This is a genomic window from Streptomyces sp. NPDC023527 (genome assembly GCF_055560115.1).
The window spans coordinates 244,741-269,024 of the sequence record NZ_JBVHJJ010000010.1 but is presented as its reverse complement, the minus strand read 5'-3'; the positions used below and the strand labels follow the sequence as shown (position 1 = coordinate 269,024).

Below are 24,284 nucleotides of genomic sequence, written 5' to 3'. Positions count from 1 at the left end.
AGGGCAATCCGCTCACGGGGCAGGTGATCCACGTGTTCGACAGGCTCCGCAAACGCTTCGACGAGGTCCGGAACCCCACCGCTCCGCCGCCCTCGGGGCGGCAGGGGAACCTCTTCGAAGCCGCGGCCACCTATGTGGCCGCGTGCGCCGAGAACGACTACGACCGGAGTGCGGAGGCGGCCCGTTGGGTCTCGCCGGAGGCGCTGTGCTTCGGCGTGAACGAGCTCGCCTGCCGGGCGGTCATCGCGCTGGCCCGCGAGCACGACGAGGCACCGCAGCACGTGGCCCGGTCCCTGCTCGGCCTGCCCAGGGTCTGAACCGCGGGGCCCAGCCGTCACACGCGGTCGAGGGGACGTGCGGCTCGGCTCGCGGTTCCACGCGCATGGGGCCCCGAGCCGGACCTCGCCACCCGCGGACAACGCGCCCTCGCGGACGACCGCGCCGTTCTCGTCGCGCCCGACGACACGCTGAGCACAACCGCGCCGTCGCGTCCCGCTCGGCCACTGTTTCCGAACCCGTCACCAGCAAGACGTGTACATGCCATTCAGCCAGTCCTACGCTTCCAACACACCCCCGCAGGCACTCATCCCCTCCCCCACGCCCCGCCGACTCCGCTCGCGCGCACTCCCCACCCCCGTACGGAGGATCCCGTGGCCGCCGCAGCCAGCCCACCCCGCAGACCCCGCCGTCTCCGCCGCCGTCATCTCACCGCCCTGACCACGGCCTTCGGACTCGCCGCAGCGTCCCTGGGCCTGTGGGCATCGGACTCCTCGGCCGCGGCGGCCGTGCCCACGCCGGACCATGTCGTGGTCGTCGTCTTCGAGAACCACGCCTACAGCCAGGTCATGGGCAGCTCCAGCGCGCCGTACATCAACTCCCTGGCCGCGGGCGGAGCCGGCCTCACGGCCTCGTACGCCGAGACCCACCCCAGCCAGCCGAACTACTACGCGCTGTTCTCCGGGGACACCCAAGGCGTCACCGACGACAGCTGCGTCACTCCCGGCTTCAGCCACGCGCCCAATCTCGCCTCGGAGCTGATGGCCGCGGGCAAGAGCTGGGCCAGCTACAACGAGTCCCTGCCCGCCGAGGGCTCCACCACCTGCAAGAGCGGCAAATACGCGCGGAAGCACAACCCGTGGTTCGGATTCGACAACGTGCCCACCAGCACGGCGCACACGATGGCCGCGTTCCCCAGCGACTACACCAAGCTGCCGACGGTCTCCTTCGTGGTGCCGAACCTGTGCAGCGACATGCACGACTGTTCCGTCGGCACCGGCGACACCTGGCTGAAGAACAACCTCAAGGGCTATGCCGACTGGGCCAAGTCCCACAACAGCCTGCTCCTCATCACCTTCGACGAGGACAACCGGCTGAGCGGCAACCGGATTCCGACCGTCCTCCACGGCCAGCCCGTCAAGGCCGGAGCCACGTCCTCCACCAGCTACAACCACTACGACGTGCTGCGCACCATCGAGGACATGTACGGCACCGCGCACGCCGGAAACGCCGCGAACGCCAAGGACATCACCGGCATCTGGAACAGCTGACCGTGTATCTCGCGGACGCCCGCACCACCCCGGACCACTCGGACACCGCCGGCCGGCGCCCCCTCCCCGGTCGGCGGGCCGCCGTCGTCCCCGGAGCCGTGTTCGCCCTGGGCGGCGTCAGCCTGATCACCGACGTCTCCTCGGAGATGGTCACCGCCGTCCTGCCGCTCTACCTCGTCGCCGAACTGGGCCTGTCCCCGCTCGGCTTCGGACTCCTGGACGGGGTCTACAACGGCGTCAGCGCGCTCGTACGCCTCATCGGCGGCAGGCTCTCCGACCGCGGGGGCGGCCACAAGTCCGTGGCCGTGGCCGGCTACGGCCTGTCCGCCCTCTGCAAGCCGCTGCTGCTCGTCGCGCACAGCCTGCCGCTGATCGGCGCGGTGCTCGCCGCCGACCGCACGGGCAAGGGCCTGCGTACGGCACCGCGCGACGCCATGATCTCGCTGGCCTGCGAACCGGCCGTCCGGGGGAAGGCGTTCGGCGTGCACCGGGCGATGGACACCGCGGGCGCGCTGCTCGGCCCGCTCCTGGCCTTCGTGATCCTGCGTGCCGCCGCGGGAGGCTACGACGCCGTCTTCGTCGCCAGCGGCTGTGTGGCCGCGCTGGGCGTTCTCGTCCTGGTGTTGTTCGTCCCGGGGCGCTCCTCCGGGCCCGCGCGCCCCGCGCGGCCGCAAGGGCGAGCGCCGCTGCGTTCCGTTCTGCGCCGGCCCGCCGTCCGTCGCCTGACCGGCTGCGCGGTGCTGTTGGGGCTGACCACGGTCAGCGACTCGTTCCTCTACCTCACCCTCCAACGGCGTCTGGACCTTTCGGAGGCGTGGTTCCCGTTGCTCCCTCTGGGGACGGCCACGGCGTTCCTCGTGCTGGCCGTGCCTCTCGGAGTGGTCGCGGACCGTGTGGGCCGGCGCCGGCTCTTCCTGTGCGGGCATCTCGCCCTCCTCGCGGCCTACGGTCTCCTCGTCGCGCCGCTCGGCGACTCCCCGGCCCTGTGCTGTCTCGTGCTCGCACTGCACGGGAGTTTCTACGCGGCCACCGACGGGGTACTGGCCGCCGCGACGGCCGACGCCGTGCCGGACCCGGTGCGCGGCACCGGGCTGGCGGTGGTGCAGACCGGTCAGGCCGCCGCCCGCTTCGTCTGCTCGATCGCGTTCGGGGCCGCGTGGACCGCCTGGGGCGACCGTACGGCGCTGGGCGCGGCCGCTGCCGGTCTCGCCGTCTCCGCGGCCCTCAGCGCCCTGCTGCTGCGCCCCTCGCCCGCCGACGTCCCACTGGAGCCCGAGCGTTGACCCGTGAGATGCGCATGAACCGTAAGAGCCGCCTGCTGATCCTCCTGACAGCGGTTCTCGTCCTGGGTGGTGTCGCCGTGGCGGCCACCCTGCACGCCGCCGGGCGGGCCGCGGAGAAGGACCGTGCCCCGGCCGGTGGCCCGGTCGTGCGGTCCGGCGAGGTCGTTCTGGACGCCCCGGGGGTCGGTGTCTTCCGGAACATGGCGTGGGGCCCGCACCGCGACGAGATCGTGTCGGTGAAGGCCGCGGATCCCACGGGCCCGCGTACCGCGTCGGGGGTCCGCTGTCTGCGCTTCCACACGGCCGCCGGCACCGGTGTCTGTCTGCGGTCGGTGCGCGGCAGGCTCCGTGACGGCTACCGTGCCGTGGTGCTCGACAGCCGCCTGCGCGAGCTGCGCGGCTACGACCTGGCGGGTGTGCCCACCCGCGCCCGCGTATCGCCCAGCGGCCGCAGCGTCGCCTGGACCGTCTTCGTCAGCGGTGACTCGTACGCGGGGACGGCCTTCTCGACGCGTACGTCGGTGCTGGACCTCCGCACCGGAAAGCTGGACCGGAATCTGGAGGACTACCGGTTCTTCCTGGACGGCCGCCCCCACCAGGCGGCGGACCTCAACGTCTGGGGTGTCACCTTCGCCGACGACACCCACTTCTACGCCACGGTGGCCACCGGAGGGCGGACCCACCTCGTACGCGGTGACCGTACCGAGCGGACACTGCGCAGTCTGCACACCAATGTCGAATGTCCGTCGCTCTCCCCCGACGGGACGCGTATCGCCTATAAGAAGCGCGTCGAGGGCGCGTCGTCCGAAGCGCCCTGGCGGTTGTACGTACTGGACCTGCGCACCCTGCGCGAGAGCGCGACCGCCGAGCGGCGCAGCGTCGACGATCAGGCCGTCTGGCAGGACGGGCGCACCCTGGTCTACTCGCTGCCCGGCGACTTCGGCTCCGACCTGTGGACGGTGCCCGCGGACGGCTCCGGCAGCCCTCGGGTGGCGCTGCCGGCCGCCTTGGCCCCCGCCTTCACCGGTCGGTCACCGGGTTAGCGCCGGAGCTCTTTCCTGGACACTCGGCGCAGCCTCTTGCGCTGCGAGGAGTCCAGCAGCAGATACGCGCCGGCCGGCACGCCGACCATCACCAGCAGGGCCGCCCAGAAGGGCAGCAGCCACAGCAGGATCACTCCCACCGCCACGCCGCCGACGGCGACCTTGGCCCTGTTGCTCATCTTGTGCCTCCTTCGCGACTGCTGCCGCTCTGTCCTTGAGAACGTCCGGCGTCCTCGTCGGGTTCCTCACTCGGCCCGCAGCGGGGCGCCGACCTCGTGCATGTGGCCCAGTGCCTGCCGGTAGGAGTCGATGAGGCCGGTCTCCGCGTACGGCAGCCCGGCCGCGCGGCAGTGCTCGCGGACGAGGGGCCGGGCGAGCCGCAGGTGGGGGCGGGGCATGCTGGGGAAGAGGTGGTGTTCGATCTGGTAGTTCAGTCCGCCCAGGAACCAGTCGGTCAGCGGTCCACCGCGCACGTTGCGCGAGGTGAGGACCTGGCGGCGCAGGTGCCCCCAGCGTTCGCCGTCCGGGTCGGGCATCTCCATCCCCTTGTGGTTGGGGGCGAAGACCATGCCGAGGTGGAGTCCGAAGAGGGCGTGGTGGACGAGAGCGAAGACGACGGCCTTGCCCAGGGACATCGAGGACAGCAGGAGGGTCGCGTAGCCCACCGCGTGGAGGGTCAGAAGCGTCGCCTCGACCCACCGTTCTCCCGCTTCCTGCCTTTTGAGGTCGCGCACGCTCGAAACCTTCAGAGCGATGCCTTCCAGCAGCAGCATCGGGAAGAAGAGCCGGGCCTGGTTGCGGGTGAGCCAGCGGGCGAACCCCTGCCTCTGTGCCGCCTGCCGCTGGGTCCATACGAGCGCGCCGACGCCGACGTCCGGGTCCTTGTCGACGTGGTTGGGGTTGGCGTGGTGCCGGTTGTGCTTGTCGTTCCACCAGGCGTAGCTCATGCCCACCAGCAGGTCGGCGTGGAGGAGGCCCACCACGCGGTTGGCCCGCCGGGTCGCGGCCACCTGGGCGTGCCCGCTGTCGTGACCGGCGAAGGCGGCCCGCGCCGAGAACACCGAGAAGGGCACGGCCAGCAGCAGTGCCCACCAGGAGTCGCCGGTGAGCATGATGCCGGTGGCCGTGGCGGCCAGCGCGAGCACGTGGGCGGCGACGGTGAGCGCGTACCAACCCCGGCGGCGTTCGAGGAGCCCTCGCTCCCGGACCTGGCGCAGGAGCGGGGCGAAGTCGCTGCCCGCGGAGCGTTCCGCGAGCAGGGTGGTGGCCTGGGGCATGAGGACTCCGGACGGTGGGACAGCGGGCTGACCTCACTGAACGTACGGATCCGTGGCATGGGTGGGCCATGGCGTCACCACCCGGATCCGCCGGGGGCCAGCCCCTGACGCCGTAGGGGGGTTGAGTGCACCCCCTGGCACAACGTGGCGTGGTTCACACTGCTCGGACCCACTTCCGGTGAGCCGCTGCTGTACCCTCGGGCGCTCCGACCCCCACTAGTCAAATTTGAGGAATGCGCAGCGCTGTGACACCGCCCTCTGCCGCAACACCCTCCGAGATCGCCCAGCTCGCCCGTTGTTCCGCGGTCTTCCTGCCCGGTGACCCCGCACGCACCGGACGGATGGCCTTCTGGCGACCGGACCGACCGGATGTCGACCCGCCCGCCGCTCCGGGCGCCGTCGAGGACCTGACCGTCGCCGTCACCGACGGCTCCGACGTCACCACCACGGCGGTACGGGCCGCGCTCCTGCCCGTACGCGAAGCCGTACCCGTCCTCACCCGCGCGCGGGCCGCCCGCGCCGACGAGTCGGCGGCCTTCTGGGGCGCCGCGGCGGTACTGGCCCTCCAGCTGGCCGCACGGGGCCGGCTGCTGCCCGGCCTGTCGGCGACCGATCACGACGCGTGGCGGGTCGGCCCGCTGACCCCCGACGACCTGAGCCGGGTACGTGAACTGGCCGCCGCCATGCCACCGGCCGCGCACGCCGTGCCGCTGCCGGGCACCGGCCCTCTGCTGCTGCCCGATCCGGAACGGCTCGTGCGCGCCTTCCTGGACGCCGTCGCCGACGGCCTGCCCCGCTCCCCCGCCGCGGCCCTCGCCGCCGGTGGACCGGCCTTCGCCGCCCGCGAGCCCCGGCGGCTGCCGGAACAGCGCGCCTGGGCCGACGGCGTCGCCGCCGGACACGACGCGGGCGTACGGCTCTCCCTCCGGGTGGAGGTGTCGGGTCTCTCGGAAGCGGAGGGCGGTGCGGCGGGCTCTCCGCGTTTCCGGGCCGTGCTCCAGCTCCACAGTCTCAGCGATCCGGCGCTCGTCGCCGACGCCGCCGAGGTGTGGTCCGGCACGTCGTCCGCGGCCGCCGCGCTCGGCCGCGGCGCCAGGATGAACGCCCTGCTCGCGCTGCGGCGCGCCGCCCACGCGTGGCCCGCCCTGACCCCGCTGCTCTCGGCCGCGGCCCCCGACGCCGTCGACCTCGCCGACGAGGAGGTGGGTGAGCTGCTCGGCGCCGCCGCCGCGGCGCTGGACGCCACCGGGGTCCAGGTGCACTGGCCGAAGGACCTGGCGCGCAAGCTCACCACACGCGCCGTGGTGGGCCCGCCGGACGGCGACCGGGGGCACCGCGACCGTCCGGTAGCGCCGTCGTCGCTGTCGGCCGACGCGCTGCTCACGTTCGGGTGGCGCTTCGCCATCGGGGACCAGGAATTGACGAAGGAGGAGTTGGACCGGCTCGCGGAGGCGAGCCGCCCGGCCGTGCGTCTGCGCGACCAATGGGTGCTCGTCGACCCGGAATCCGTGCGCCGCGCCCGCGACCGGCAGGAGCGCCGGGTCACGCCCGTCGAGGCGCTCGGCGCCGCCCTGACGGGCCGTACGCACACGACGGATCCCGAAGGCGGCGAGGAGAGCGTCGAGGTGGAGGCCACGGGCTGGCTGGCGGCGCTGCGCGACCGCGTCGCCGACCCCGACACCGTCCAGGAGCCGCTCACCCAGCCGACCGCCCTCGCGGCGACCCTGCGCGACTACCAGCTGCGCGGCCTGGAATGGCTGCACCGGATGACCTCGCTCGGCCTGGGCGGCTGTCTCGCGGACGACATGGGCCTGGGCAAGACCATCACGCTCATCGCCCTCCACCTGCACCGCGGGGCACTGCCCGACGCGGCCGGCCCCACCCTGGTCGTCTGCCCGACCTCCCTGATGGGCAACTGGCAGCGCGAGATCGAGAAGTTCGCCCCGGGCACGCCGGTGCGCCGCTTCCACGGCTCCGCGCGGAGCCTGGCGGACCTGGCGGAAGGGGAGTTCGTCCTCACCACCTACGGCACGATGCGACTGGACGCGCGACGGCTGGCCGCCACCGACTGGGGCATGGTCGTCGCCGACGAGGCCCAGCACGTCAAGAACCCGTACTCCGAGACCGCGAAACAACTGCGGGCCATCGGCGCGAAGGCACGGGTGGCGCTCACCGGCACGCCGGTGGAGAACAACCTCTCCGAGCTGTGGGCGATCCTCGACTGGACGACACCCGGCCTCCTCGGCCCGCTGAGCGAATTCCGCAGACGGTACGCACAAGCCGTCGAGGGCGGCGCCGACCCGGCCGCCGCGGCCCAGCTGGCGTCCCTCGTGCGCCCGTTCCTGCTGCGGCGCCGCAAGTCCGATCCCGGCATCGCCCCCGAGCTGCCGCCGAAGACCGAGACGGACCGCGCGGTCGCCCTGACAGCGGAACAGGCGGCTCTCTACGAGGCCATGGTGCGGGAGCTCCTCGCCGAGGTGGAGGGAGCGGACGGCATCGAGCGGCGCGGTCTGATCATGAAGCTGCTCACCGGCCTGAAGCAGATCTGCAACCATCCGGCGCAGTTCCTCAAGGAACCCGGCACCCCGCGGATCGCGGGCCGTTCGGGCAAGCTGGAGCTGCTCGACGAACTGCTGGACACGATCCTCGCCGAGGGCGCGAGCGTGCTGGTCTTCACGCAGTACGTGCAGATGGCCCGCCTGCTGGAACAGCACCTGGCGGGGCGCGGTGTGCCGACGCAGTTCCTGCACGGCGGCACGCCCGTGCAGCGCCGCGAGGAGATGGTCCGGCGCTTCCAGGACGGTGAGGTCCCCGTCTTCCTCTTGTCGTTGAAGGCGGCCGGTACGGGCCTGAACCTCACCCGCGCCGGCCATGTCGTGCACTTCGACCGCTGGTGGAACCCCGCCGTCGAGGCACAGGCGACCGACCGCGCCTACCGCATCGGGCAGACCCAGCCCGTCCAGGTGCACCGACTGATCACCGAGGGGACGATCGAGGACCGCATCGCGGAAATGCTCACCCGGAAGCAGGCCCTGGCGGACGCCGTCCTGGGTTCGGCGGAGGCCGCCGTGACCGAACTGACCGACGCCGAGCTGGCAGAGCTCGTCGCACTGAGGGGGACCGCACGATGACGGGACACGAGGCGGCCGATCGGGCCGAGCGCACTTTCGAGGCACTGCCGCCCGAGCGCGGACAAGCCTTCGCCCACAGCTGGTGGGGGCGTGCGTGGCTCAAAGCGCTGGAGGACACCGCGCTGGACGGCAGGCAGGTGAAGGCGGGGCGCAGGTACGCGCGCGCGGGCGCGGTGGGGGCCGTGACCGTACGGCCGGGCCGGATCACGGCGCTCGTACGCGACCGCGACGGCACCCCGTACCGCTCCGACGTGGTGGTCCAGGAGCTCTCCGAAGCGCACTGGGACCGGCTGCTGGATCTGGTGGCGGACCGTGCCGGGCACTTCGCCGCGCTGCTCGACCACGACATACCCCCGAACCTGGCCGAGGACGCGCTCGCGGCCGGCGTGGAGTTGCTGCCCGGCATCGGCGATCTGGAGCCCGAGTGCGGCTGCGAGGCATGGGACCACTGCCCGCACACGGCGGCGCTGTGCCACCAGATGGCCAGGCTGCTCGACGAGGATCCTTTCGTGCTGCTGCTGATGCGCGGGCGCGGAAAGCGTGAGCTGTTGGACGAATTGCAGGCGCGCAGCACCTCACGCGCGCCCGAGTCCGGTGCCGACGTGCCGTCAGGGGTGCCGGCCGGGGAGGTGTTCGCGACGCGCGCGCACGCGCGCGTGCTGCCCGATCCGCCACCGGTGGTCGATGTGACGGGCCGCCCACCGGCGCTCGTCGGTGACGCCGCGCCCCCACCCGGACTCGATGTCGAAGCGCTGGAGTTCCTCGCGGCGGCCGCCGCCGCCCACGCCCGGCAGTTGCTCGCCGAAGCCCTGGCGCCGGGGCACGAGGAGGCTCCGCCGCCCGCGGAGCTGACCGTGGCGCAGGACGCGGTGCGCCTCGCCGCCGCCCTCCCGCCGGGCCGTGTCGCCGCCCGGCTCGCGGCCGGCTCGGGCCGTGAACGCGGCGAGCTCGACCGGGCCGTGCGGGCCTGGGGGTACGGCGGCCCCGTGGCGCTTGCCGTGCTGGAGGAGGAGTGGGTTCCGGAGCCGGCGGCCCTGGCGCGTGCCCGGGCCCGGTTGGCCGCCGCCTGGGAGGAGGACCGGGCACCGGGGCTGCGGGCGACCCGCAACCGGTGGACGGCGGTCGGGACCGGTGCGCAGCTGCGTTACGGCCGGGACGGCCGCTGGTGGCCCTACCGCAAGCAGGGAAGCCATTGGCTGCCGGCCGGCCCCTGTGACCACGATCCGGCGGCGGTGCTCGCCGGCCTCCTCGCGGAGGAGCCGCGGCAACGGGAGTGAGCCCTCCCATGGGCCGCCGCGAATCGAAGGTCCTGGCGCCCAAATACGCCGCTTTCATAGGCCGTGGGAGTCGTTTTGCCTATCAGCGCCAGAATGTGATGATCTCTTACGGCATCACCTTCTGATCACGGAAAGGCCCTTTGGGATGACTTTCGCCCTGCTGCGCCGTCACAAGCGTTCTGCCCACCGGGAGACCGCACCGATCCCGTACGGCGCGGGGGCCCTCGACTGCGTGGTGCTCGATCCCGTGCGGTTGCCTCTGCACAGAGCGGAGGTGTCCGTACGGGACACCAACGGCCAGGAAGTTGTCCATGGTCAGACCGACCCCCACGGCCGCTTCGCGGCGACCGTGGCGCCCGGCGAGTACAGCGTCGCCGTGACGGCCGAGGGCTTCACGCCCCTGCGCCGCTCCTTCGAGTCGGCGGACGGGGTGCGCACCGCCCTGGACCCGATGGCCATGGAACCGGCCCCGGCTCCCGCCCTGCCCACGCCGGGCCCCTGGCGGATCGACCCGGACCACACGGCCGTGCGTTTCATCGCCCGGCACATCGGGCTCGCCGAGGTCCACGGCCGGTTCAACCGGTTCGAGGGCACCTTGTGGATCGGCGACCGCATGGAGGAGTCCCGCCTCGACGTGGTCATCGACACGGCCAGCATCGACACCGGCGTCGCACAGCGCGACGAGCACCTGCGCTCGGCGGAGTTCCTGAACGTCGCCAGGTTCCCCTACATGCAGTTCACCAGCGAGCGCTTCACGCACCGCGGCGGCTCGCGATGGACCGTTCAGGGTGTGCTCGAACTGCACGGCGTCAGCCGGAACATCTCCCTGGACACCCGCTATCTGGGCGTCGGCACCGGCGTCATGGGCGAGACCCGCACCGCCTGCTCGGCCTCCACCGAGCTGCACCGCGAGGACTTCACCCTGAACTGGCGTTCCATGCTCCAGCGCGGGATCGCCATGATCGGTGCGACGATCAGGATCGAGCTGGACATCCAGGCCGTGCCGGCCCAATGACCGGGCCTCAGTGACCCGGAGCCTCTGCCCGCTCGACGGACAGGACCGGCTTGTTCTCGGCGGGAGCCGGGAACAAGCCGGTCGGGAAGCCGCTGGGAAAGCTGGTGGGCCACCCCGAGGGCAGGCTCGTGGGGAGCCCGCTGGGCAGACTCGTCGGAAGGTTCGACGGCAGCCCGCTGGGCAGGCTGAAGGACGGCGACGGCTCACCGGAGGCGTCTCTCCGGCCGGGGCCGTCCGGCTTGCCTTCGTCCCCGGCACCGATGATCAGCACCGCCCCGAGCGCCAGCGCCGCGACCGCCACGAGCACGGTGATCAGGATCGCGATCCGCCGGCCGCCGCCACCGTCTCCCCGCGGCGGCGATCCCGGATCCCAGGACGGGCCACCGGGGCCGAAACCGCCCGGAGGCGGAGGGGGCGGCGGAGGCGGTGGGCCCGCGGGCGGGCCGTAGGGCGGTCCAGGTGGGGTGGCCATACGAACCAGCGTCCCCGCCTGCGCACCTCCGCCACCGCGCGATGACGGTATCGCTACATCTTCCCCCTCGGACCATGACATTCCACCGACCCACGGGGTCATGGAACCGCCGAACCACCGAGGTCACCGGGGCGGGCTAAATCGCCGCGGATCTCCGCGTGGCACCCCCATCCCTCCGATCCCATACTCATATGGTTTGCCGGTGTCTGCCCTAACGTGCGCGGGAGGTTCAGTCCCCGGCCGCGCGGAGGAACGCCTCGAGGCCCGCCAGGTCGTCGGTGTTGAGGTGGTCCACCCCCGCGGCCAGGAGCTCCCTCCAGAGCGCCTCACGAGCCGGGCCCGGCCGGTCGGGTGTGCCCCAGAACCGCACCCGCCGGTGCTCGGCGTGCGCCGTGGACACGATCCTCACCAGCGCGGCGCGCTCCCGCGCGGGCATCGGCCCCACCCCCTGCCAGGTGAAGTTCAGATTCCAGTTGTCGCTGACGAGCGGGGCGAACGACGCCGGGGTGGCGGTGCCGAGGTCACCGAGACGGCCGTCGTAGAACGCGCGCCGCACCCGCTCCGCCTCCATCGGGACCCGCGCGCCCCTGTCACCGGAGATGACCGCGGTGACGGCGCCGCGGTGGACCCGGCCGTCGGCGCAGTGGCTGAGCATCGAGCGATAGCGCCGCAGGTGACGCGAGAGCTCGCGATAGGTGGGATCGCCCGCGGACTTGATGTCGACGAGCAGTTGCAAGGAGAGGTCGTGGCCCTGGTAGACCCGGCCGCGACCGGCTCTCACCCGGCTCAGCAGCGGGTCGAGGTAGAGGGATTCGAGGGTGCGGGAGGGGTCGAGATCGGACGCGTCGTGGCCGACGAGGAGTTGGCCACCCACCAGCCAGATGTCGGCCTCGACGCTCGCGAAACCGTGGGAGAGCGCGTCGGCGAGCGGATGCGGGTGCTCGTAGTCGTTGTGTGCGTGGGCCCGGCGCAACGGCGGCTTGCCCACGGAATCGGGCGCGCCGGCCGCGGCCCGCCGTCGGTTCCGCACGTCCGCCGGGGCGGCGAAGGCGGGGGCCGTGAGCGCCCCGGCGCATGCGGCTCCGAAGGCGACGACGGCTGCGCGGCGCGTACGAGGGGTCATGGCGTCTCTCCCGGGTTCGGGGTGGCAGGGGACGGCGGCACGGGCCGCGGCGACGGGCTGGTGTCAGTGAGTATCCGGGCTCGGCGGGCTGGTGGGCAGGGATGTGCCAAGAGTTGCCTACGTCGACCTCGGTACGCCTCCTGTCGTTCTTTCGGGGCATGGTGAACTCTCTTGTGCCATGCAAGAGTTGACGGGACCTCTGGGGAGACTGTGATGAGACGCAGGAGCCGCTTGCGTGCGGTGCTCACGGTTCTGGTGGCATGGACCTCGCTGGTCGGCGGGGGTACCGCGTGGGCGGGTACGGGACCGCCGTCGGCACTGCGGCTCGGCACCCCCGCCTCGTTGGCGCCCGGGGTGACCTATCAGGAATTCTCGTTGGCGGCTTCGCACGGACCCGCGTACGGGCATCTGCTCACCGCCGACCTGAGCTCCCCCGACGTGTCCCTGGACCTGTTGTACCCAGGTGCGGTGGCCGCCCGGTCGACCGTGTCGCGGATGGTCACCCAGCGCGGCGCGGTGGGCGGCGTCAACGGCGACTTCTTCAACATCACGGAGACCCAGCACCCGGGCGTGGAGGCCACGGGTGCCCCGGTGGGGCCGTCCATCGCGAACGGCCGACGGCTCGGCGCGGCGGTGCCCCCCGGCCAGCGTTTCGGGCCGGCGATGCCCTCCGGCGCCACGACCCGGGACGTCATCGGCGTCGGCACGGACCGTACGGCCCGGCTCGACCGGCTCACCCTGGCGGGCACGGTCACGGCCAAGGGCAGGAAGCTGCCGCTGCGCGGGCTGAACCAGTACGCCCTGCCGGTCGGCGGCATCGGGGCGTACACCCCGGCGTGGGGCACCGCCTCGCGGCTGCGCGCGACGTGCGGCACGGACGCCAACCGGGGCGCGCCGTGCACCCACGACACCTACGAACTGACCGTCCGGCGGCAGCGGGTGACGGCCGTGTCGCGGACGCCGGGGCGCGGCGCGATCGCGTCCGACGCGGTGGTGCTGGTGGGGCGTGAGGCGGGGGCGCGTGAGCTGCGCAAGCTGCGCGTGGGTGACACGGTCCGCGTCGAGGAGCGACTGAGACCCACCGAGCCGGGGGCGCTGCGCTTCGCCATCGGCGGCTTTCCGGTGCTGCGCGGCGGCCGGCCGTCGGCGGGGCTGGACGGCGCGACCTCGGCCGTACGGACCTCGGCGGGCTCGGGCGACGGGGGGCGGCTCTTCTACCTCCTGGCCCTGGACGGCGGGAAGGCCTACCGCACCGGCCTCACGGTCGCCGAACTGGCCGATCTCATGCAGGAACTCGGCGCCGACGACGCGCTGAACCTCGACGGCGGCGGGTCGAGCACGCTGGTCACCCGCGCCGAAGGCGAGCAGGTCACGGTGCGCAATCATCCGTCGGGGGGAACCGAACGCGCGGTCGCGAACGGTATCGGGATTTTTATCCGACCTTAACCTCATCTCCCAATCCACCCATTTGAGTGAATGCGTCTGCCAATTACCCCTGATAGCTTCGAAGTTGCGCAAGCGGAAAGCAACCGTCGGGGTCCGCAGGGGGACTGCTCCGCAATGGCTACGCAATGGATGGGTGGAATTCACATATGACGACGTCCGTGGAGACCGGCACCGACGCCGACAATAGTAATAACGGGCCGGGCTCATTGAGCCTGGGCACCGCGGCCGCGCGAAATCTGGCGACCACGACGAAGACCGTCCCGCAGATGCAGGGCATCACCTCGCGGTGGCTGCTGCGCATGCTGTCCTGGGTCCACGTCCCCGGTGGGACGTACCGGGTGAACCGACGTCTGACCCACACGCTCGGTGACGGCCGCGTGGAGTTCGTGTCCACCGGGGCGGACGTGCGGGTCATCCCCGCGGAGCTGGGCGAGCTGCCGCTGCTGCGCGGCTTCTCGGACCCCGCGGTCCTCGAAGAGCTCGCGGGACGCTTCACCCAGCGCGAGTTCCGGCCCGGTGATGTGCTGGTGGAGGCCGGCCAGCCGGCCGATCAGGTCGTCCTCATCGCCCACGGCAAGGTCCGCAAGGAGCGCGAGGGCGAGTACGGCGATCCGGCCGTGCTCGCCGTCCTGGCGGACGGCGGGTATTTCGGCGACCGCGCCCTGGCGGCGCCCCAGCCCGGCGAGTGGGACTTCACCGTGAAGGCCGTCACCGCCTGTACGGTGCTCACGCTGCCCCGCCAGGACTTCGACGAACTGCTGGACCGCTCGGAGGGGTTGCGCTCCCATGTCGCGGGCTTCCGCGCCGCCGCCGGGCGCCCGCAGAACGAGCACGGGGAGGCGGCCATCGATGTCGCCTCCGGCCACAGCGGCGAGCCGTCCCTGCCCGGCGTCTACGCCGACTACGAGCTCGCGCCCCGCGAGTACGGACTGAGTGTCGCGCAGACCGTGCTGCGGGTGCACAGCCGCGTCGCGGATCTCTACAACGAGCCGATGAACCAGGTCGAGCAGCAGCTGCGGCTGACCATCGAGGCGCTGCGCGAGCGCCAGGAGTACGAGCTCGTCAACAACCGCGAATTCGGTCTGCTGCACAACGCCGACCTCAAGCAGCGCATCCACACCCGCACCGGCCCGCCCACCCCCGACGACCTCGACGAGCTGCTGGCCACCGTGTGGAAGGACCCCGGCTTCCTGCTGGCGCATCCGCGCACCATCGCGGCGATCGGCCGCGAGTTCAACAGCAGGGGGGTGTATCCGGAGCCCGTGCCGGTGAGCGGTCACATGGTGCCCGCCTGGCGCGGCGTCCCGATCTTCCCGTGCGGCAAGATCCCGGTCACCGAGCATGGCACCAGTTCCATTCTCCTGATGCGCACCGGAGAGGAATCCCAAGGGGTCGTCGGGCTCCACCGGACGGGAATTCCCGACGAGTACCGGCCGAGCCTCTCCGTCCGCTTCATGGGCATCAGTGAACAGGCCATCATCTCCTACCTGGTGAGCGCCTACTACTCCGCGGCCGTCCTCGTCCCCGACGCCCTCGGGATTCTCGAGAACGTCGAAGTCGGACACTGACCGGCGATTCCCGCCGACGCACGGCACGTTCCGCGCCAGAAGACGCAACAGATGGGTGATGACCAGTAATGACCACGTCAGTGGAGTCCGGATCCAGCACGCAGACGGACGAGCCCCAACTGAGCCTGGGCACAGCGGCGGCACGGCAGCTCGCCACCACGACGAAGTCCGTCCCGCAGATGCAGGGGATCTCCTCCCGTTGGCTGCTGAGGGTGCTGCCATGGGTGCAGGTGTCCGCGGGCACGTACCGGGTGAACAGGCGGTTGACCTACACGGTCGGCGACGGCCGGGTCGAGTTCATCTCGACCGGCACCGAGGTGCGGGTGATCCCGCCGGAGCTCGGTGAACTGCCGCTGCTGCGGGGGTTCGAGGACAACGCCGCGCTGGAGGCGCTGGCGGACGGGTTCGTCCAGCGCGAGTACGCGGCGGGTGACACCCTGGTCGAGGTGGGCGCACCCGCCGACCACGTCTTCCTGATCGCCCACGGCAAGCTCAACAAGACGGGCCCCGGCAAGTACGGCGACGAGACCGTGCTCGGCGTGCTGGCCGACGGCGACTACTTCGGCGAGCGGGTCCCGCTGGAGCGGGACGCCACCTGGCCGTTCACCGTACGGGCCGTGACGCGCTGCACGGTGCTGGCTCTGCCCCGGCAGACCTTCCAGGAGCTCGCCGACCGCTCGGAGGCGCTGCGCACGCACGTCGCGGGCTTCGCCTCCCGGCCCCAGCGTCCGCAGAACAGGCGCGGCGAGGCCGACATCGCGGTCACCTCGGGTCACACCGGCGAGCCGGTCATCCCGGGCACCTTCGCCGACTACGAGCTCTCCCCCCGCGAGTACGAACTCAGCGTGGCCCAGACCGTGCTGCGCGTGCACACCCGTGTCGCCGATCTCTACAACGAGCCGATGAGTCAGCTGGAGCAGCAGCTGCGGCTGACGGTCGAGGCGCTGCGCGAGCGCCAGGAACACGAGATCGTCAACAACCGTGAGTTCGGTCTGCTGCACAACGCCGACCTCGGGCAGCGCATCCACACCCGCACCGGCCCGCCCACCCCCGACGACCTCGACGAGCTGCTGTCGCGGCGCCGCAAGACCCAGTATCTGCTCGCGCATCCGCGCACCATCGCGGCGTTCGGCAGGGAATGCACCAGCCGCGGTCTCTATCCGCAGTCCATCGACGTCCTGGGCTCCGCGGTGCGCTCATGGCGTGGAGTTCCGCTGCTGCCCTGCAACAAGATCCCGGTGAGCGAGGCCGGGACGAGCGCGATTCTCGCGATGCGGACCGGCGAGGAGAACCAAGGTGTGGTGGGCCTGCACCAGACCGGCATTCCGGACGAGTACCAGCCGAGCCTCAATGTGCGCTTCATGGGCATCAATGAGCAGGCGGTCTCGTCCTATCTGGTGAGCGCCTACTATTCCGCGGCCATCCTGGTCCCGGACGCACTCGGCATCCTGGAGGACGTCGAGATCGGCCGCTCATGAGGGGGCGGCCTTCATAACGGGAAGAAGTGCGGCCCGGGTGCCCGGGGCCTGGCCGGCAGGCCGACGTGGGTTACGGCGTCAGGGCCGCACACCGCTGACAAGGCGCGTGGTCGCGCTGATGCCGTCGGAGATGTTGGGCGCCACGCTCGTGCTGGCGAGGAGGAAGCCGAGCAGGACACACACCAGGGCGGGAAAGACCCGGAGTGCGCCACTGCGCAGGAACACCACCACCAGAATCAGGAGCAGCAGGACCACGGAGATTGAAATAGCCACGGCGAACCTCCTCGACGGAGTGGTTGAGCGTCAGTCTGACCCACCGTGCGTCGCGATTCGCGAAAGCAGGCGTGCTCCATTCGGGTACGCCTTCACCGAGTCGGACTCTTTTGGCCTGCCATCAGGTGGTCGTGAGTCGTGGCGGGGCGCATGGTCGTCGAGTACTCAGCGCGCCGAGACGACGGAGGATGCCATGAGTGAGAAGCCGGCGTGTGCGTACGTCACCTATATCGGAAGCACCCCGGAGAAGGTCTGGGAGGCGCTGACCGACGCCGATATGACGGCCGAGTACTGGGGGCACAGCAATGTCTCGGACTGGCAGGTCGGCTCGCGGTGGGAGCACCAGCGCACGGACAGCAAGCACACCGCCGATGTCGCCGGTACGGTCCTGGAGAGCGTGCCGCCCACGCGTTTGGTGAACACCTGGGCCACGCCGGGGGAGGAAGGGGCGGAGGACGTCTCCCGTGTCACCTTCGACATCCGGCCGCACGGCCGGATCGTCCGGCTCACCGTCACCCATGAGGACCTGACCGACGAGGCCGAGCGGCACGCGGCGGCCGCGGGGTGGGCGGCGGTGCTGTCCAACCTCAAGTCGTTCCTGGAGACCGGCAGCCCGCTCCCCGAGGAGCCCTGGCTCGTACCGCTGTCCTGAGCCGGACACCGGCGGAAGCACTCGCGGGGGCAGAGCGGTGCGTAGCCGCCGCCCGGCGGCCCTGCCTGGGCGATACAGCCGGAATGCCGCTTTAGAGTCACCTGTGTGTCGAGACTCATGGACGCCGTCAAGCGGCTGCTGGTCGGCCGGGCGCTGCCCAGCGAAGGACTGCAGGAGACGCTGCTGCCGAAGCGGCTGGCCCTGCCGATCTTCGCCTCCGACCCTCTGTCGTCGGTCGCCTATGCCACGCAGGAGATCCTGCTGGTCCTGACGCTGGGCGGGCTGACGTATCTGCATCTGGCCACCTGGGTGGCGCTGGCCGTGGTGGCGCTGATGGCCGTCGTGGTGCTGTCCTACCGGCAGGTCGTGCACGCCTACCCCTCCGGCGGAGGGTCGTACGAGGTGGTGTCGACCAACCTCGGGGCCTCGGCGGGGCTGGTGGTGGCCGCGTCGCTGCTGGTGGACTATGTGATGACGGTGGCGGTGTCGGTCGCCTCCGGTGTGGACAACATCATCTCCGCCGTGCCGTCCCTGAACCCGCACCGGACCATCCTGGCGGTGGTCTTCGTCGCTCTGCTGGCGGCGGTGAACCTGCGCGGCCTGCGCGAGTCCGGCCGGGCCTTCGCGGCGCCCACGTACCTCTTCATCACCGGTGTCGTCGTGCTGTGCGCGACCGGCCTGTTCCGCTGGATCGTCGGGGACGCGCCGGTGGCGGAGTCCGCCCACTACGGGATCACGCCCGACCCGGGCGACGCGCATCTGGCGGGGGCGGCCCTGCTACTGCTCGTCCTGCGGGCGTTCTCCAGCGGATGTACCGCGCTGACCGGTGTCGAGGCCATCTCCAACGGTGTGCCGGCCTTCCGCCGGCCCAAGTCGCGCAACGCCGCCACGACCATGGCCGCGATGGGCCTGATCGCGGTGGTGATGTTCTCGGGAATCACGGCGCTGGCGCTGATCGCCGATGTGCGGATCGCCGACGATACCTGTCGGCTGACCGGCTTCGGCGGCGACTGCGACACCACACCGCAGCGCACCGTCATCGCCCAGCTCGCCGCCGCGGTCTTCGGCGGCCCCGGCAGCTTCGGCTTCTTCTACATCCAGGCGGCCACCGCGCTGGTGCTGATCCTGGCGGCGAACACCGCGTTCAACGGCTTCCCTCTGCTGGCCTCCATCCTGGCCCAGCACCGCTACCTGCCCCACCAGCTCCACACCCGCGGTGACCGGCTCGCCTTCTCCAACGGCATCCTCGCCCTCGCCACGGTCGCCGGCGTGCTGCTGTGGGTGTACAACGCCTCGGTCACCAGCCTCATCCACCTCTACATCCTCGGCGTCTTCACCTCCTTCACCCTCTCCCAGACCAGCATGGTCCGGCACTGGAACCGGGTGCTGCGGGAGGAGCCCGGCCCGCAGGAGCGCCGGCGCGTCCACACCGCGCGGGTGATCAACGCGGTGGGGGCCGTGGTCACCGGGCTGGTGCTGGTCATCGTGCTGCTCACGAAGTTCACCCAGGGCGCCTATCTCGCGGTGATCGCCGGGGTGCTGCTGTGGCTGATGATGCGAGGCATCCGGCGGCACTACGACCACACCTCCGCCGAGCTCGCCGTCACCGATCCGGCGGAAGCGAGTGTCCTGCCCGCCAGGGTGCACGCCATCGTGCTCGTATCCAAGATCCACAAGCCGACGCTGCGCGCGCTCGCCTACGCCCGCGCCGGCCATCCCGACAGCCTGGAGGCGCTGACCGTCGCGGTCGACCCCGAGGAGTCCCAGGCGCTGCGGGAGAAGTGGGACGCGTACGGCATCGAGGTTCCCCTGAAGACGCTGGAGTCCCCCTACCGCGAGGTGACCAGGCCGGTGCTGTCGTATGTACGCTCCGTCAACCGTGACAGTCCGCGGGACGTCGTCAGCGTCTTCATCCCGGAGTACGTGGTGGGGCACTGGTGGGAGAACCTGCTGCACAACCAGTCCGCGCTGTGGTTGAAGGGGCGGCTGCTGTTCGCTCCCGGGGTGATGGTCACCAGCGTGCCCTGGCAGCTCGATTCGTCCAAGCGCAGGCCGCGACGGCCGGTGGGCCGGGCCCCCGGGGCCGTCCGCCGCGGCGAACCCGCGATGGTCCCGCGCGCCGCCTCGCACGCCCCGGGCCACGGCGCGCCGCCCGGCCGGCCGCCGGGGAGGAGCTGAAACCCCGCCGCTCCGCTCGGCGGGCACGCCGGGCGCGGCGTGCCTAGGCTGGCGGAATGAGCCGCACCGCCCCGGACCCGCAGGACACCACGGGCCGGCCCGCCGTCGCGCGGCGGCCGGAAGAGGGCCCGGACGGCAGGGGCGGCCCGGGCACGGCCTGGGTCCGGCTGCTGCACCGGGTGCCGAACGGGTTCGCGATCTTCTTCGCCCTGCTGGGTGTCTTCTGCGCGGTCACCTCGCTGATCATGCCGCTGCGGCGCGCGGTGGCTCCGCTGACCGACGCGCTGGACACGCTGACCGTCCCGACGGCACCGAACCTGGCCTACGCCGTCTTCCTGCTGCTCCTCGCCGCGGCGATGGCGGCCCGCAAGCGGGTCACGCTCTGGTTCGTCCTGGCCTACCTCGCGCTCCTGCTGGTCGCGGACGCGCTGCTGCTCGCCGTGGGCTACTGGGACGCGATCCCCTCGCTGGTGCTGTGCGCGGCCGCGATGACGCTGCTGTTCCTGGCCCGGCGGGAGTTCTACGCGGCGTCGCGGCGCGGCGCGTTCCTGTGGGCCCTGGGCGTGCTGGCGGCCGGGCTCGCCGTGGCGATCCTGCTGGGCTGGGGCCTGGTGTCGCTGTTCCCCGGCAGCCTGGAGCCCGGTGGCGGCAACCGGCTGCTGTTCGTCGCCAACAAGGTGTGCGGTGGTCTCGTCAGCGGACGGCACTTCACCGGGCACCCGCCGGCCTGGCTGTACTTCCTGCTCGGCCTGTTCGGCGCGCTGGCGCTGCTCAACGCCGCCATGACGCTCTTCCGCTCGCAGCGCCTGGAAGCGGCCCTGCACGACGACGAGGAGCCGCGCATCCGCGCCCTCCTCGGCCGTTACGGCGGCCTGGACTCGCTCGGCTACTTCGCGACCCGCCGCGACAAGGCCGTCGTCTTCTCCCCCAGCGGCAAGGCGGCCGTCACCTACCGCGTCGAGGCCGGTGTCTGCCTGGCCTCCGGCGACCCGCTCGGCGATCCCGAGGCGTGGACCCCCGCGATCGACGCCTGGCTGGAGCTCGCGGGCCGCTACGGCTGGCAGCCCGCCGTCATGGGCGCCAGCGAGGCGGGCGCCAAGGCGTACGCGCGCTCGGGCCTCGGCGCGCTGCAACTGGGCGACGAGGCGATCCTCCAGGTCGCCGCCTTCGATCTGGACGGCCGCGAGATGCGGGTGACCCGGCAGGCCGTCAACCGGGTGGAGCGGACGGGCGCGACCACCCGGATCCGGCGCCACTCGGCGCTCTCCGACGAGGAGATGCACGAGGTCATCCACCGGGCGGACGCCTGGCGGGACACCGAGACCGAGCGCGGTTTCTCGATGGCGCTGGGGCGGCTGGGCGATCCGGCCGACGGCGACTGTCTGCTGGTCGAGGCGTTCGACAGCGAGGACCGGATGATCGCGCTGTTGTCGTTCGTGCCCTGGGGGCGCGACGGGGTCTCCCTCGATGTGATGCGCCGCGACCGCGCCGCGCCCAACGGTGTCATGGAGTTCATGGTCGCCCAGCTGTGCGCGCAGGCGGGCCGGTTCGGCGTCAAGCGGATCTCGTTGAACTTCGCCGTCTTCCGCTCCGCGTTCGAGGAGGGCGCGAGGATCGGCGCGGGACCGGTGCTGCGGCTGTGGCGCAAGCTGCTGCTGTTCCTCTCCAAGTGGTGGCAGCTGGAGGCGCTCTACCGCTCGAACGTGAAGTACAACCCCGAGTGGCATCCGCGGTTCCTGTGCTACGCCGACGCCGGGGCCCTGGCCCGGATCGGGCTGGCCGCCGGCATCGCGGAGGGCTTCGTCGCCGTGCCGAGCCTGAGCCAGCTGTGGAGCCGTGGGCGGCGGCCCCGGGGCATCGTGAGCCCCGCGTCGACGGCGGGGCTGCCGCCGCTGTCGGAGCTGGGCTTCGGCGGCACGGCCGAGGAGGCCGGGCGGGACGAGCTCGCGGGCCTGCCCGAGCAGGTGCGGGTGCGGCGGCGGAAGCTGGAGCGGCTCCGGGAGGCGGGCGTCGACCCGTACCCGGTCGACGCCCGCCGCACGCACACCCTGGCCTCCGTACGGGCCGCGCACCCGGGCCTCGCGCCGTCGGCCCGTACCGGCGAGCGGGTGACCGTGGCCGGGCGGGTCCTGCTGGTCCGCCACCACGGCGGGGTCGCGTTCGCCGTGCTCCGCGACTGGTCCGGCGATCTCCAACTGACCTTCACCCGGCAGGACTCGGGGCCGGAGTGCCTGCGGCGCCTCGCCCGCCACATCGACCTCGGCGACCACATCGAGGCCGAGGGCGAGGTGGGCACCACCGACCACGGCGAGCCGACCGTCTTCGTCACCCGCAGCCGCATGATCGCCAAGTGCCTGCGCCCGCTGCCCGACAAGCGCCGGGGACTGAGCGACCCGGAGGCGCGGGTGCGGATGCGCTACGTGGACCTGGCGGTCTCGCCGGAGGCCCGGCAGACCGTACGGGCCCGCAGCGCGGCCGTGCAGGCGCTGCGCCAGGGGCTGCTCGACCGCGGATATCTGGAGGTCGAGACGCCGATGCTCCAGCAGATCCACGGCGGCGCGAACGCCCGCCCGTTCACCACCCACATCAACGCCTACGACCTCGACCTGTATTTGCGGATCGCGCCCGAGCTGTATCTGAAAAGGCTGTGCGTGGGCGGTATGGAGAAGGTCTTCGAAATGGGCCGCACCTTTCGCAACGAGGGCGTCTCGTACAAACACAATCCCGAATTCACGATGCTCGAGGCCTATCAGGCGTTCGCGGACTACGACGTGATGCTCGACCTGACCCGCGAGCTGATCCAGGGCGCGGCCGTCGCCGCCCACGGCTCGCCGGTCGCGCTGCGGGCGGACGGGCAGGGCAAGCTCGTCGAGCACGACATCTCCGGGCCGTGGCCGGTCAAGACCGTCTACGGCGCCGTATCGGAGGTGCTCGGCGAGGTGGTCGACGCGGATACGCCGGTGACGGTGCTGCGCCGGCACTGCGACGCGGCGGGCGTGCCGCACCGGCCGGAGCAGGGGCGCGGGGACATCGTGCTGGAGATGTACGAGCGGCTGGTCGAGGAGCGGACGGGGCTGCCCGTCTTCTACAAGGACTTCCCCACCGACGTCTCGCCGCTCACCCGCCCGCACCGGACCGATCCGCGCCTGGCCGAGCGCTGGGACCTGGTCGCCTTCGGTACGGAGCTGGGGACGGCGTACTCCGAGCTGATCGACCCCGTCGAGCAGCGCCGGCGGCTGACCGCGCAGTCGCTGCTGGCGGCGGGCGGCGACCCGGAGGCGATGGAGCTGGACGAGGACTTCCTGCGGGCCCTGGAGTACGCGATGCCGCCGACGGGCGGGCTGGGGATCGGGGTGGACCGGCTGGTGATGTTCCTGACGGGGCTGTCGATCCGGGAGACGCTGCCGTTTCCGCTGGTGCGGCGGCGCTGACCAACCACCCGCAGAAACAACCCGGCACCACCATCTCCCCAAAGCATTCCTTTGAGAAGTGGATAGAATTCTTTATTTGCCTTATAGGTCGGTGATTGTTAATTTGGCCGCTCAGCCCCTGACCGAGCTGGTGGTGTTCTTATGACGGCGGCACAGCGTGCGGCGACCCCGTGGCTTCCGATGGCCGCGACAGCGGTGCTGTGGGGGTCGGCGTTCACCGCGATCCAGATCGCGCTGCCGGACTATTCGCCGGCCGCCATCGCCCTGCTGCGCATCGCGATCACCGTTCTCCTGCTCCTGCCGTGCCTGGCGCTGGGGCGCATCGGCCGGCTCCGGCGGGGCGACGCCCTGCGGATGGCGGCCTTCGGGCTCACCGGCATGACGGCCTATCAGGTGCTGCTGTGCGCGGGTGAGGAGAGTGTCGACGCGGGTACCGCGGCCATGCTCATCGCCGCGTCGCCCGTCTTCACCACCGTCCTGGGCATGGCGTTCCTCGGCGACCGGCCCGGTCGGCGGGGGTTGGCGGGGCTGGGGCTCGCCCTCGGCGGCGCGCTGCTGGTCGCGGTCACCACGGGCAGCGGGAGCGGCTCGCCGACGGGCGCACTGATGGTGCTGGCCGCGGCGGCGACGCAGGCCACGTCCTTCGCGCTCCAGAAGCCGTTGCTGACCAGGTATTCAGGCGCCGAGTGCGTCTTCTACGGCAGCCTCTTCGGGCTCGTTCCGCTGCTGGCCACGGCGCCCGACGCGGTGGCGCAGGTGGCGGCCGCCGACGGGCACCGCACGGCGGCGGTGCTCTGGCTGGGGCTGGGCTGTACGGCGATGGCGTTCTGGACGTGGTCGCGGGCGCTGCGGGCTTCGACCGCGTCCACGGCTTCGCTGGTGCTGTACGCGGTGCCGGTCGCGGCGCTTGTTCTGGACGCGGTGCTGTTGGGGAATGTTCCCGCGGTGACCGCGGTGCTGGGTGGGGTGCTGGTGCTGGGTGGTGTCGCTGTGGCGTCGGTTCGCCGGGCGGGGCGGTCCACGGTGGTGGCTTCGGGGCGGAAGGCAGAGCGGGTGCGGGTCGAGGCCGGGCGCCGGTAGGGGTTTCCCT

19 protein-coding genes are annotated in these 24,284 nt (G+C 71.9%); 14 read left to right on the top strand and 5 right to left on the bottom strand.

All coding sequences use genetic code 11. The annotated features are described in order from the left end of the window. The first annotated feature begins 32 nt into the window (after window positions 1-32). From ACZ303_RS21420 to ACZ303_RS21405, 4 genes are all read left to right on the top strand, one after another. Window positions 33-317 (top strand): hypothetical protein, encoded by a 285-nt coding sequence (locus ACZ303_RS21420; RefSeq protein ID WP_467341262.1) that lies wholly within the window; start codon window positions 33-35, stop codon window positions 315-317. 396 nt (window positions 318-713) lie between these two features. Then, window positions 714-1,547, top strand: a complete 834-nt coding sequence (locus ACZ303_RS21415; RefSeq protein WP_467341409.1) for an alkaline phosphatase family protein — start codon at window positions 714-716, stop codon at window positions 1,545-1,547. Window positions 1,548-1,549: 2 nt separating this feature from the next. After that, a complete protein-coding gene (locus ACZ303_RS21410; RefSeq protein ID WP_467341260.1) occupies window positions 1,550-2,830 on the top strand; it encodes an MFS transporter in 1,281 nt (426 codons plus the stop codon). Window positions 2,831-2,844: 14 nt separating this feature from the next. Beyond that, a complete protein-coding gene (locus tag ACZ303_RS21405; RefSeq protein WP_467341258.1) occupies window positions 2,845-3,873 on the top strand; it encodes a TolB-like translocation protein in 1,029 nt (342 codons plus the stop codon). Here the strand turns inward: ACZ303_RS21405 and ACZ303_RS21400 are convergent. Then, window positions 3,870-4,052, bottom strand: coding sequence for a hypothetical protein (locus ACZ303_RS21400; RefSeq protein WP_467341256.1), 183 nt, complete (start codon window positions 4,050-4,052; stop codon window positions 3,870-3,872). The two genes, ACZ303_RS21405 and ACZ303_RS21400, sit on opposite strands and share 4 nt — an antisense overlap. Window positions 4,053-4,118: 66 nt before the next feature. Beyond that, window positions 4,119-5,150: a fatty acid desaturase family protein gene (locus ACZ303_RS21395; protein ID WP_467341254.1), complete on the bottom strand. Its 1,032-nt coding sequence runs from the start codon at window positions 5,148-5,150 to the stop codon at window positions 4,119-4,121. A gap of 233 nt (window positions 5,151-5,383) precedes the next feature. On the opposite strand from ACZ303_RS21395, the gene ACZ303_RS21390 reads away from it, so the two are divergent. From ACZ303_RS21390 to ACZ303_RS21380, 3 genes are all read left to right on the top strand, one after another. Continuing rightward, window positions 5,384-8,281 carry a DEAD/DEAH box helicase gene (locus tag ACZ303_RS21390; protein ID WP_467341252.1) on the top strand — a complete coding sequence of 966 codons (2,898 nt, stop codon included), beginning with the start codon at window positions 5,384-5,386 and terminating at the stop codon, window positions 8,279-8,281. Beyond that, window positions 8,278-9,558 carry an SWF or SNF family helicase gene (locus ACZ303_RS21385; protein WP_467341250.1) on the top strand — a complete coding sequence of 427 codons (1,281 nt, stop codon included), beginning with the start codon at window positions 8,278-8,280 and terminating at the stop codon, window positions 9,556-9,558. Before ACZ303_RS21390 ends, ACZ303_RS21385 begins: the two co-directional genes overlap by 4 nt. A 145-nt stretch (window positions 9,559-9,703) precedes the next feature. Then, window positions 9,704-10,573 (top strand): YceI family protein, encoded by an 870-nt coding sequence (locus ACZ303_RS21380; protein WP_467341248.1) that lies wholly within the window; start codon window positions 9,704-9,706, stop codon window positions 10,571-10,573. Between the two features lie 7 nt (window positions 10,574-10,580). Here the strand turns inward: ACZ303_RS21380 and ACZ303_RS21375 are convergent, their stop codons facing one another. Next, window positions 10,581-10,880, bottom strand: a complete 300-nt coding sequence (locus ACZ303_RS21375) for a hypothetical protein (protein ID WP_467341246.1) — start codon at window positions 10,878-10,880, stop codon at window positions 10,581-10,583. Between the two features lie 394 nt (window positions 10,881-11,274). Then, complete coding sequence (locus tag ACZ303_RS21370; protein ID WP_467341244.1) at window positions 11,275-12,168, bottom strand: phosphatidylinositol-specific phospholipase C/glycerophosphodiester phosphodiesterase family protein; 894 nt, start codon at window positions 12,166-12,168, stop codon at window positions 11,275-11,277. A 213-nt stretch (window positions 12,169-12,381) separates the two neighbouring features. Here ACZ303_RS21370 and ACZ303_RS21365 point away from each other — a divergent pair, with 213 nt between their 5' ends. The 3 genes from ACZ303_RS21365 (at window position 12,382) to ACZ303_RS21355 (ending at window position 16,660) form a co-directional block, all read left to right on the top strand. Then, the gene (locus ACZ303_RS21365) at window positions 12,382-13,614 is read left to right on the top strand and encodes a phosphodiester glycosidase family protein (protein WP_467341242.1); all 1,233 of its coding nucleotides are present in this window, start codon (window positions 12,382-12,384) and stop codon (window positions 13,612-13,614) included. Between the two features lie 146 nt (window positions 13,615-13,760). Further along, window positions 13,761-15,182: a family 2B encapsulin nanocompartment shell protein gene (locus ACZ303_RS21360; protein ID WP_467341240.1), complete on the top strand. Its 1,422-nt coding sequence runs from the start codon at window positions 13,761-13,763 to the stop codon at window positions 15,180-15,182. Between the two features lie 68 nt (window positions 15,183-15,250). After that, a complete protein-coding gene (locus tag ACZ303_RS21355) occupies window positions 15,251-16,660 on the top strand; it encodes a family 2B encapsulin nanocompartment shell protein (protein WP_467341238.1) in 1,410 nt (469 codons plus the stop codon). A 78-nt stretch (window positions 16,661-16,738) separates the two neighbouring features. Here ACZ303_RS21355 and ACZ303_RS21350 read toward each other — a convergent pair whose 3' ends face one another. Next, window positions 16,739-16,933 (bottom strand): hypothetical protein, encoded by a 195-nt coding sequence (locus ACZ303_RS21350; RefSeq protein WP_467341236.1) that lies wholly within the window; start codon window positions 16,931-16,933, stop codon window positions 16,739-16,741. A gap of 193 nt (window positions 16,934-17,126) precedes the next feature. Between ACZ303_RS21350 and ACZ303_RS21345 the strand changes: the two genes are divergently transcribed. From ACZ303_RS21345 to ACZ303_RS21330, 4 genes are all read left to right on the top strand, one after another. Next, window positions 17,127-17,585 (top strand): SRPBCC family protein, encoded by a 459-nt coding sequence (locus ACZ303_RS21345; RefSeq protein ID WP_467341234.1) that lies wholly within the window; start codon window positions 17,127-17,129, stop codon window positions 17,583-17,585. A 117-nt stretch (window positions 17,586-17,702) separates the two neighbouring features. Further along, the gene (locus ACZ303_RS21340; RefSeq protein WP_467341407.1) at window positions 17,703-19,763 is read left to right on the top strand and encodes an APC family permease; all 2,061 of its coding nucleotides are present in this window, start codon (window positions 17,703-17,705) and stop codon (window positions 19,761-19,763) included. Between the two features lie 56 nt (window positions 19,764-19,819). Continuing rightward, on the top strand, window positions 19,820-23,194 hold the full coding sequence (gene lysX / locus ACZ303_RS21335) for a bifunctional lysylphosphatidylglycerol synthetase/lysine--tRNA ligase LysX (protein ID WP_467341232.1): 3,375 nt from the start codon (window positions 19,820-19,822) through the stop codon (window positions 23,192-23,194). Between the two features lie 180 nt (window positions 23,195-23,374). Continuing rightward, window positions 23,375-24,274, top strand: coding sequence for a DMT family transporter (locus tag ACZ303_RS21330; RefSeq protein ID WP_467341230.1), 900 nt, complete (start codon window positions 23,375-23,377; stop codon window positions 24,272-24,274). Window positions 24,275-24,284 lie beyond the last annotated feature (10 nt).

Coding starts and splice junctions, on each gene's coding strand:
- ACZ303_RS21355 (WP_467341238.1), top strand. CDS start 15,251: ATGACCACGTCAGTGGAGTCCGGATCCAGCACGCAGACGGACGAGCCC.
- lysX (WP_467341232.1), top strand. CDS start 19,820: ATGAGCCGCACCGCCCCGGACCCGCAGGACACCACGGGCCGGCCCGCC.
- ACZ303_RS21360 (WP_467341240.1), top strand. CDS start 13,761: ATGACGACGTCCGTGGAGACCGGCACCGACGCCGACAATAGTAATAAC.
- ACZ303_RS21385 (WP_467341250.1), top strand. CDS start 8,278: ATGACGGGACACGAGGCGGCCGATCGGGCCGAGCGCACTTTCGAGGCA.
- ACZ303_RS21395 (WP_467341254.1), bottom strand. CDS start 5,150: ATGCCCCAGGCCACCACCCTGCTCGCGGAACGCTCCGCGGGCAGCGAC.
- ACZ303_RS21380 (WP_467341248.1), top strand. CDS start 9,704: ATGACTTTCGCCCTGCTGCGCCGTCACAAGCGTTCTGCCCACCGGGAG.
- ACZ303_RS21405 (WP_467341258.1), top strand. CDS start 2,845: ATGAACCGTAAGAGCCGCCTGCTGATCCTCCTGACAGCGGTTCTCGTC.
- ACZ303_RS21340 (WP_467341407.1), top strand. CDS start 17,703: ATGGACGCCGTCAAGCGGCTGCTGGTCGGCCGGGCGCTGCCCAGCGAA.
- ACZ303_RS21330 (WP_467341230.1), top strand. CDS start 23,375: ATGGCCGCGACAGCGGTGCTGTGGGGGTCGGCGTTCACCGCGATCCAG.
- ACZ303_RS21345 (WP_467341234.1), top strand. CDS start 17,127: ATGAGTGAGAAGCCGGCGTGTGCGTACGTCACCTATATCGGAAGCACC.
- ACZ303_RS21390 (WP_467341252.1), top strand. CDS start 5,384: ATGCGCAGCGCTGTGACACCGCCCTCTGCCGCAACACCCTCCGAGATC.
- ACZ303_RS21400 (WP_467341256.1), bottom strand. CDS start 4,052: ATGAGCAACAGGGCCAAGGTCGCCGTCGGCGGCGTGGCGGTGGGAGTG.
- ACZ303_RS21370 (WP_467341244.1), bottom strand. CDS start 12,168: ATGACCCCTCGTACGCGCCGCGCAGCCGTCGTCGCCTTCGGAGCCGCA.
- ACZ303_RS21365 (WP_467341242.1), top strand. CDS start 12,382: ATGAGACGCAGGAGCCGCTTGCGTGCGGTGCTCACGGTTCTGGTGGCA.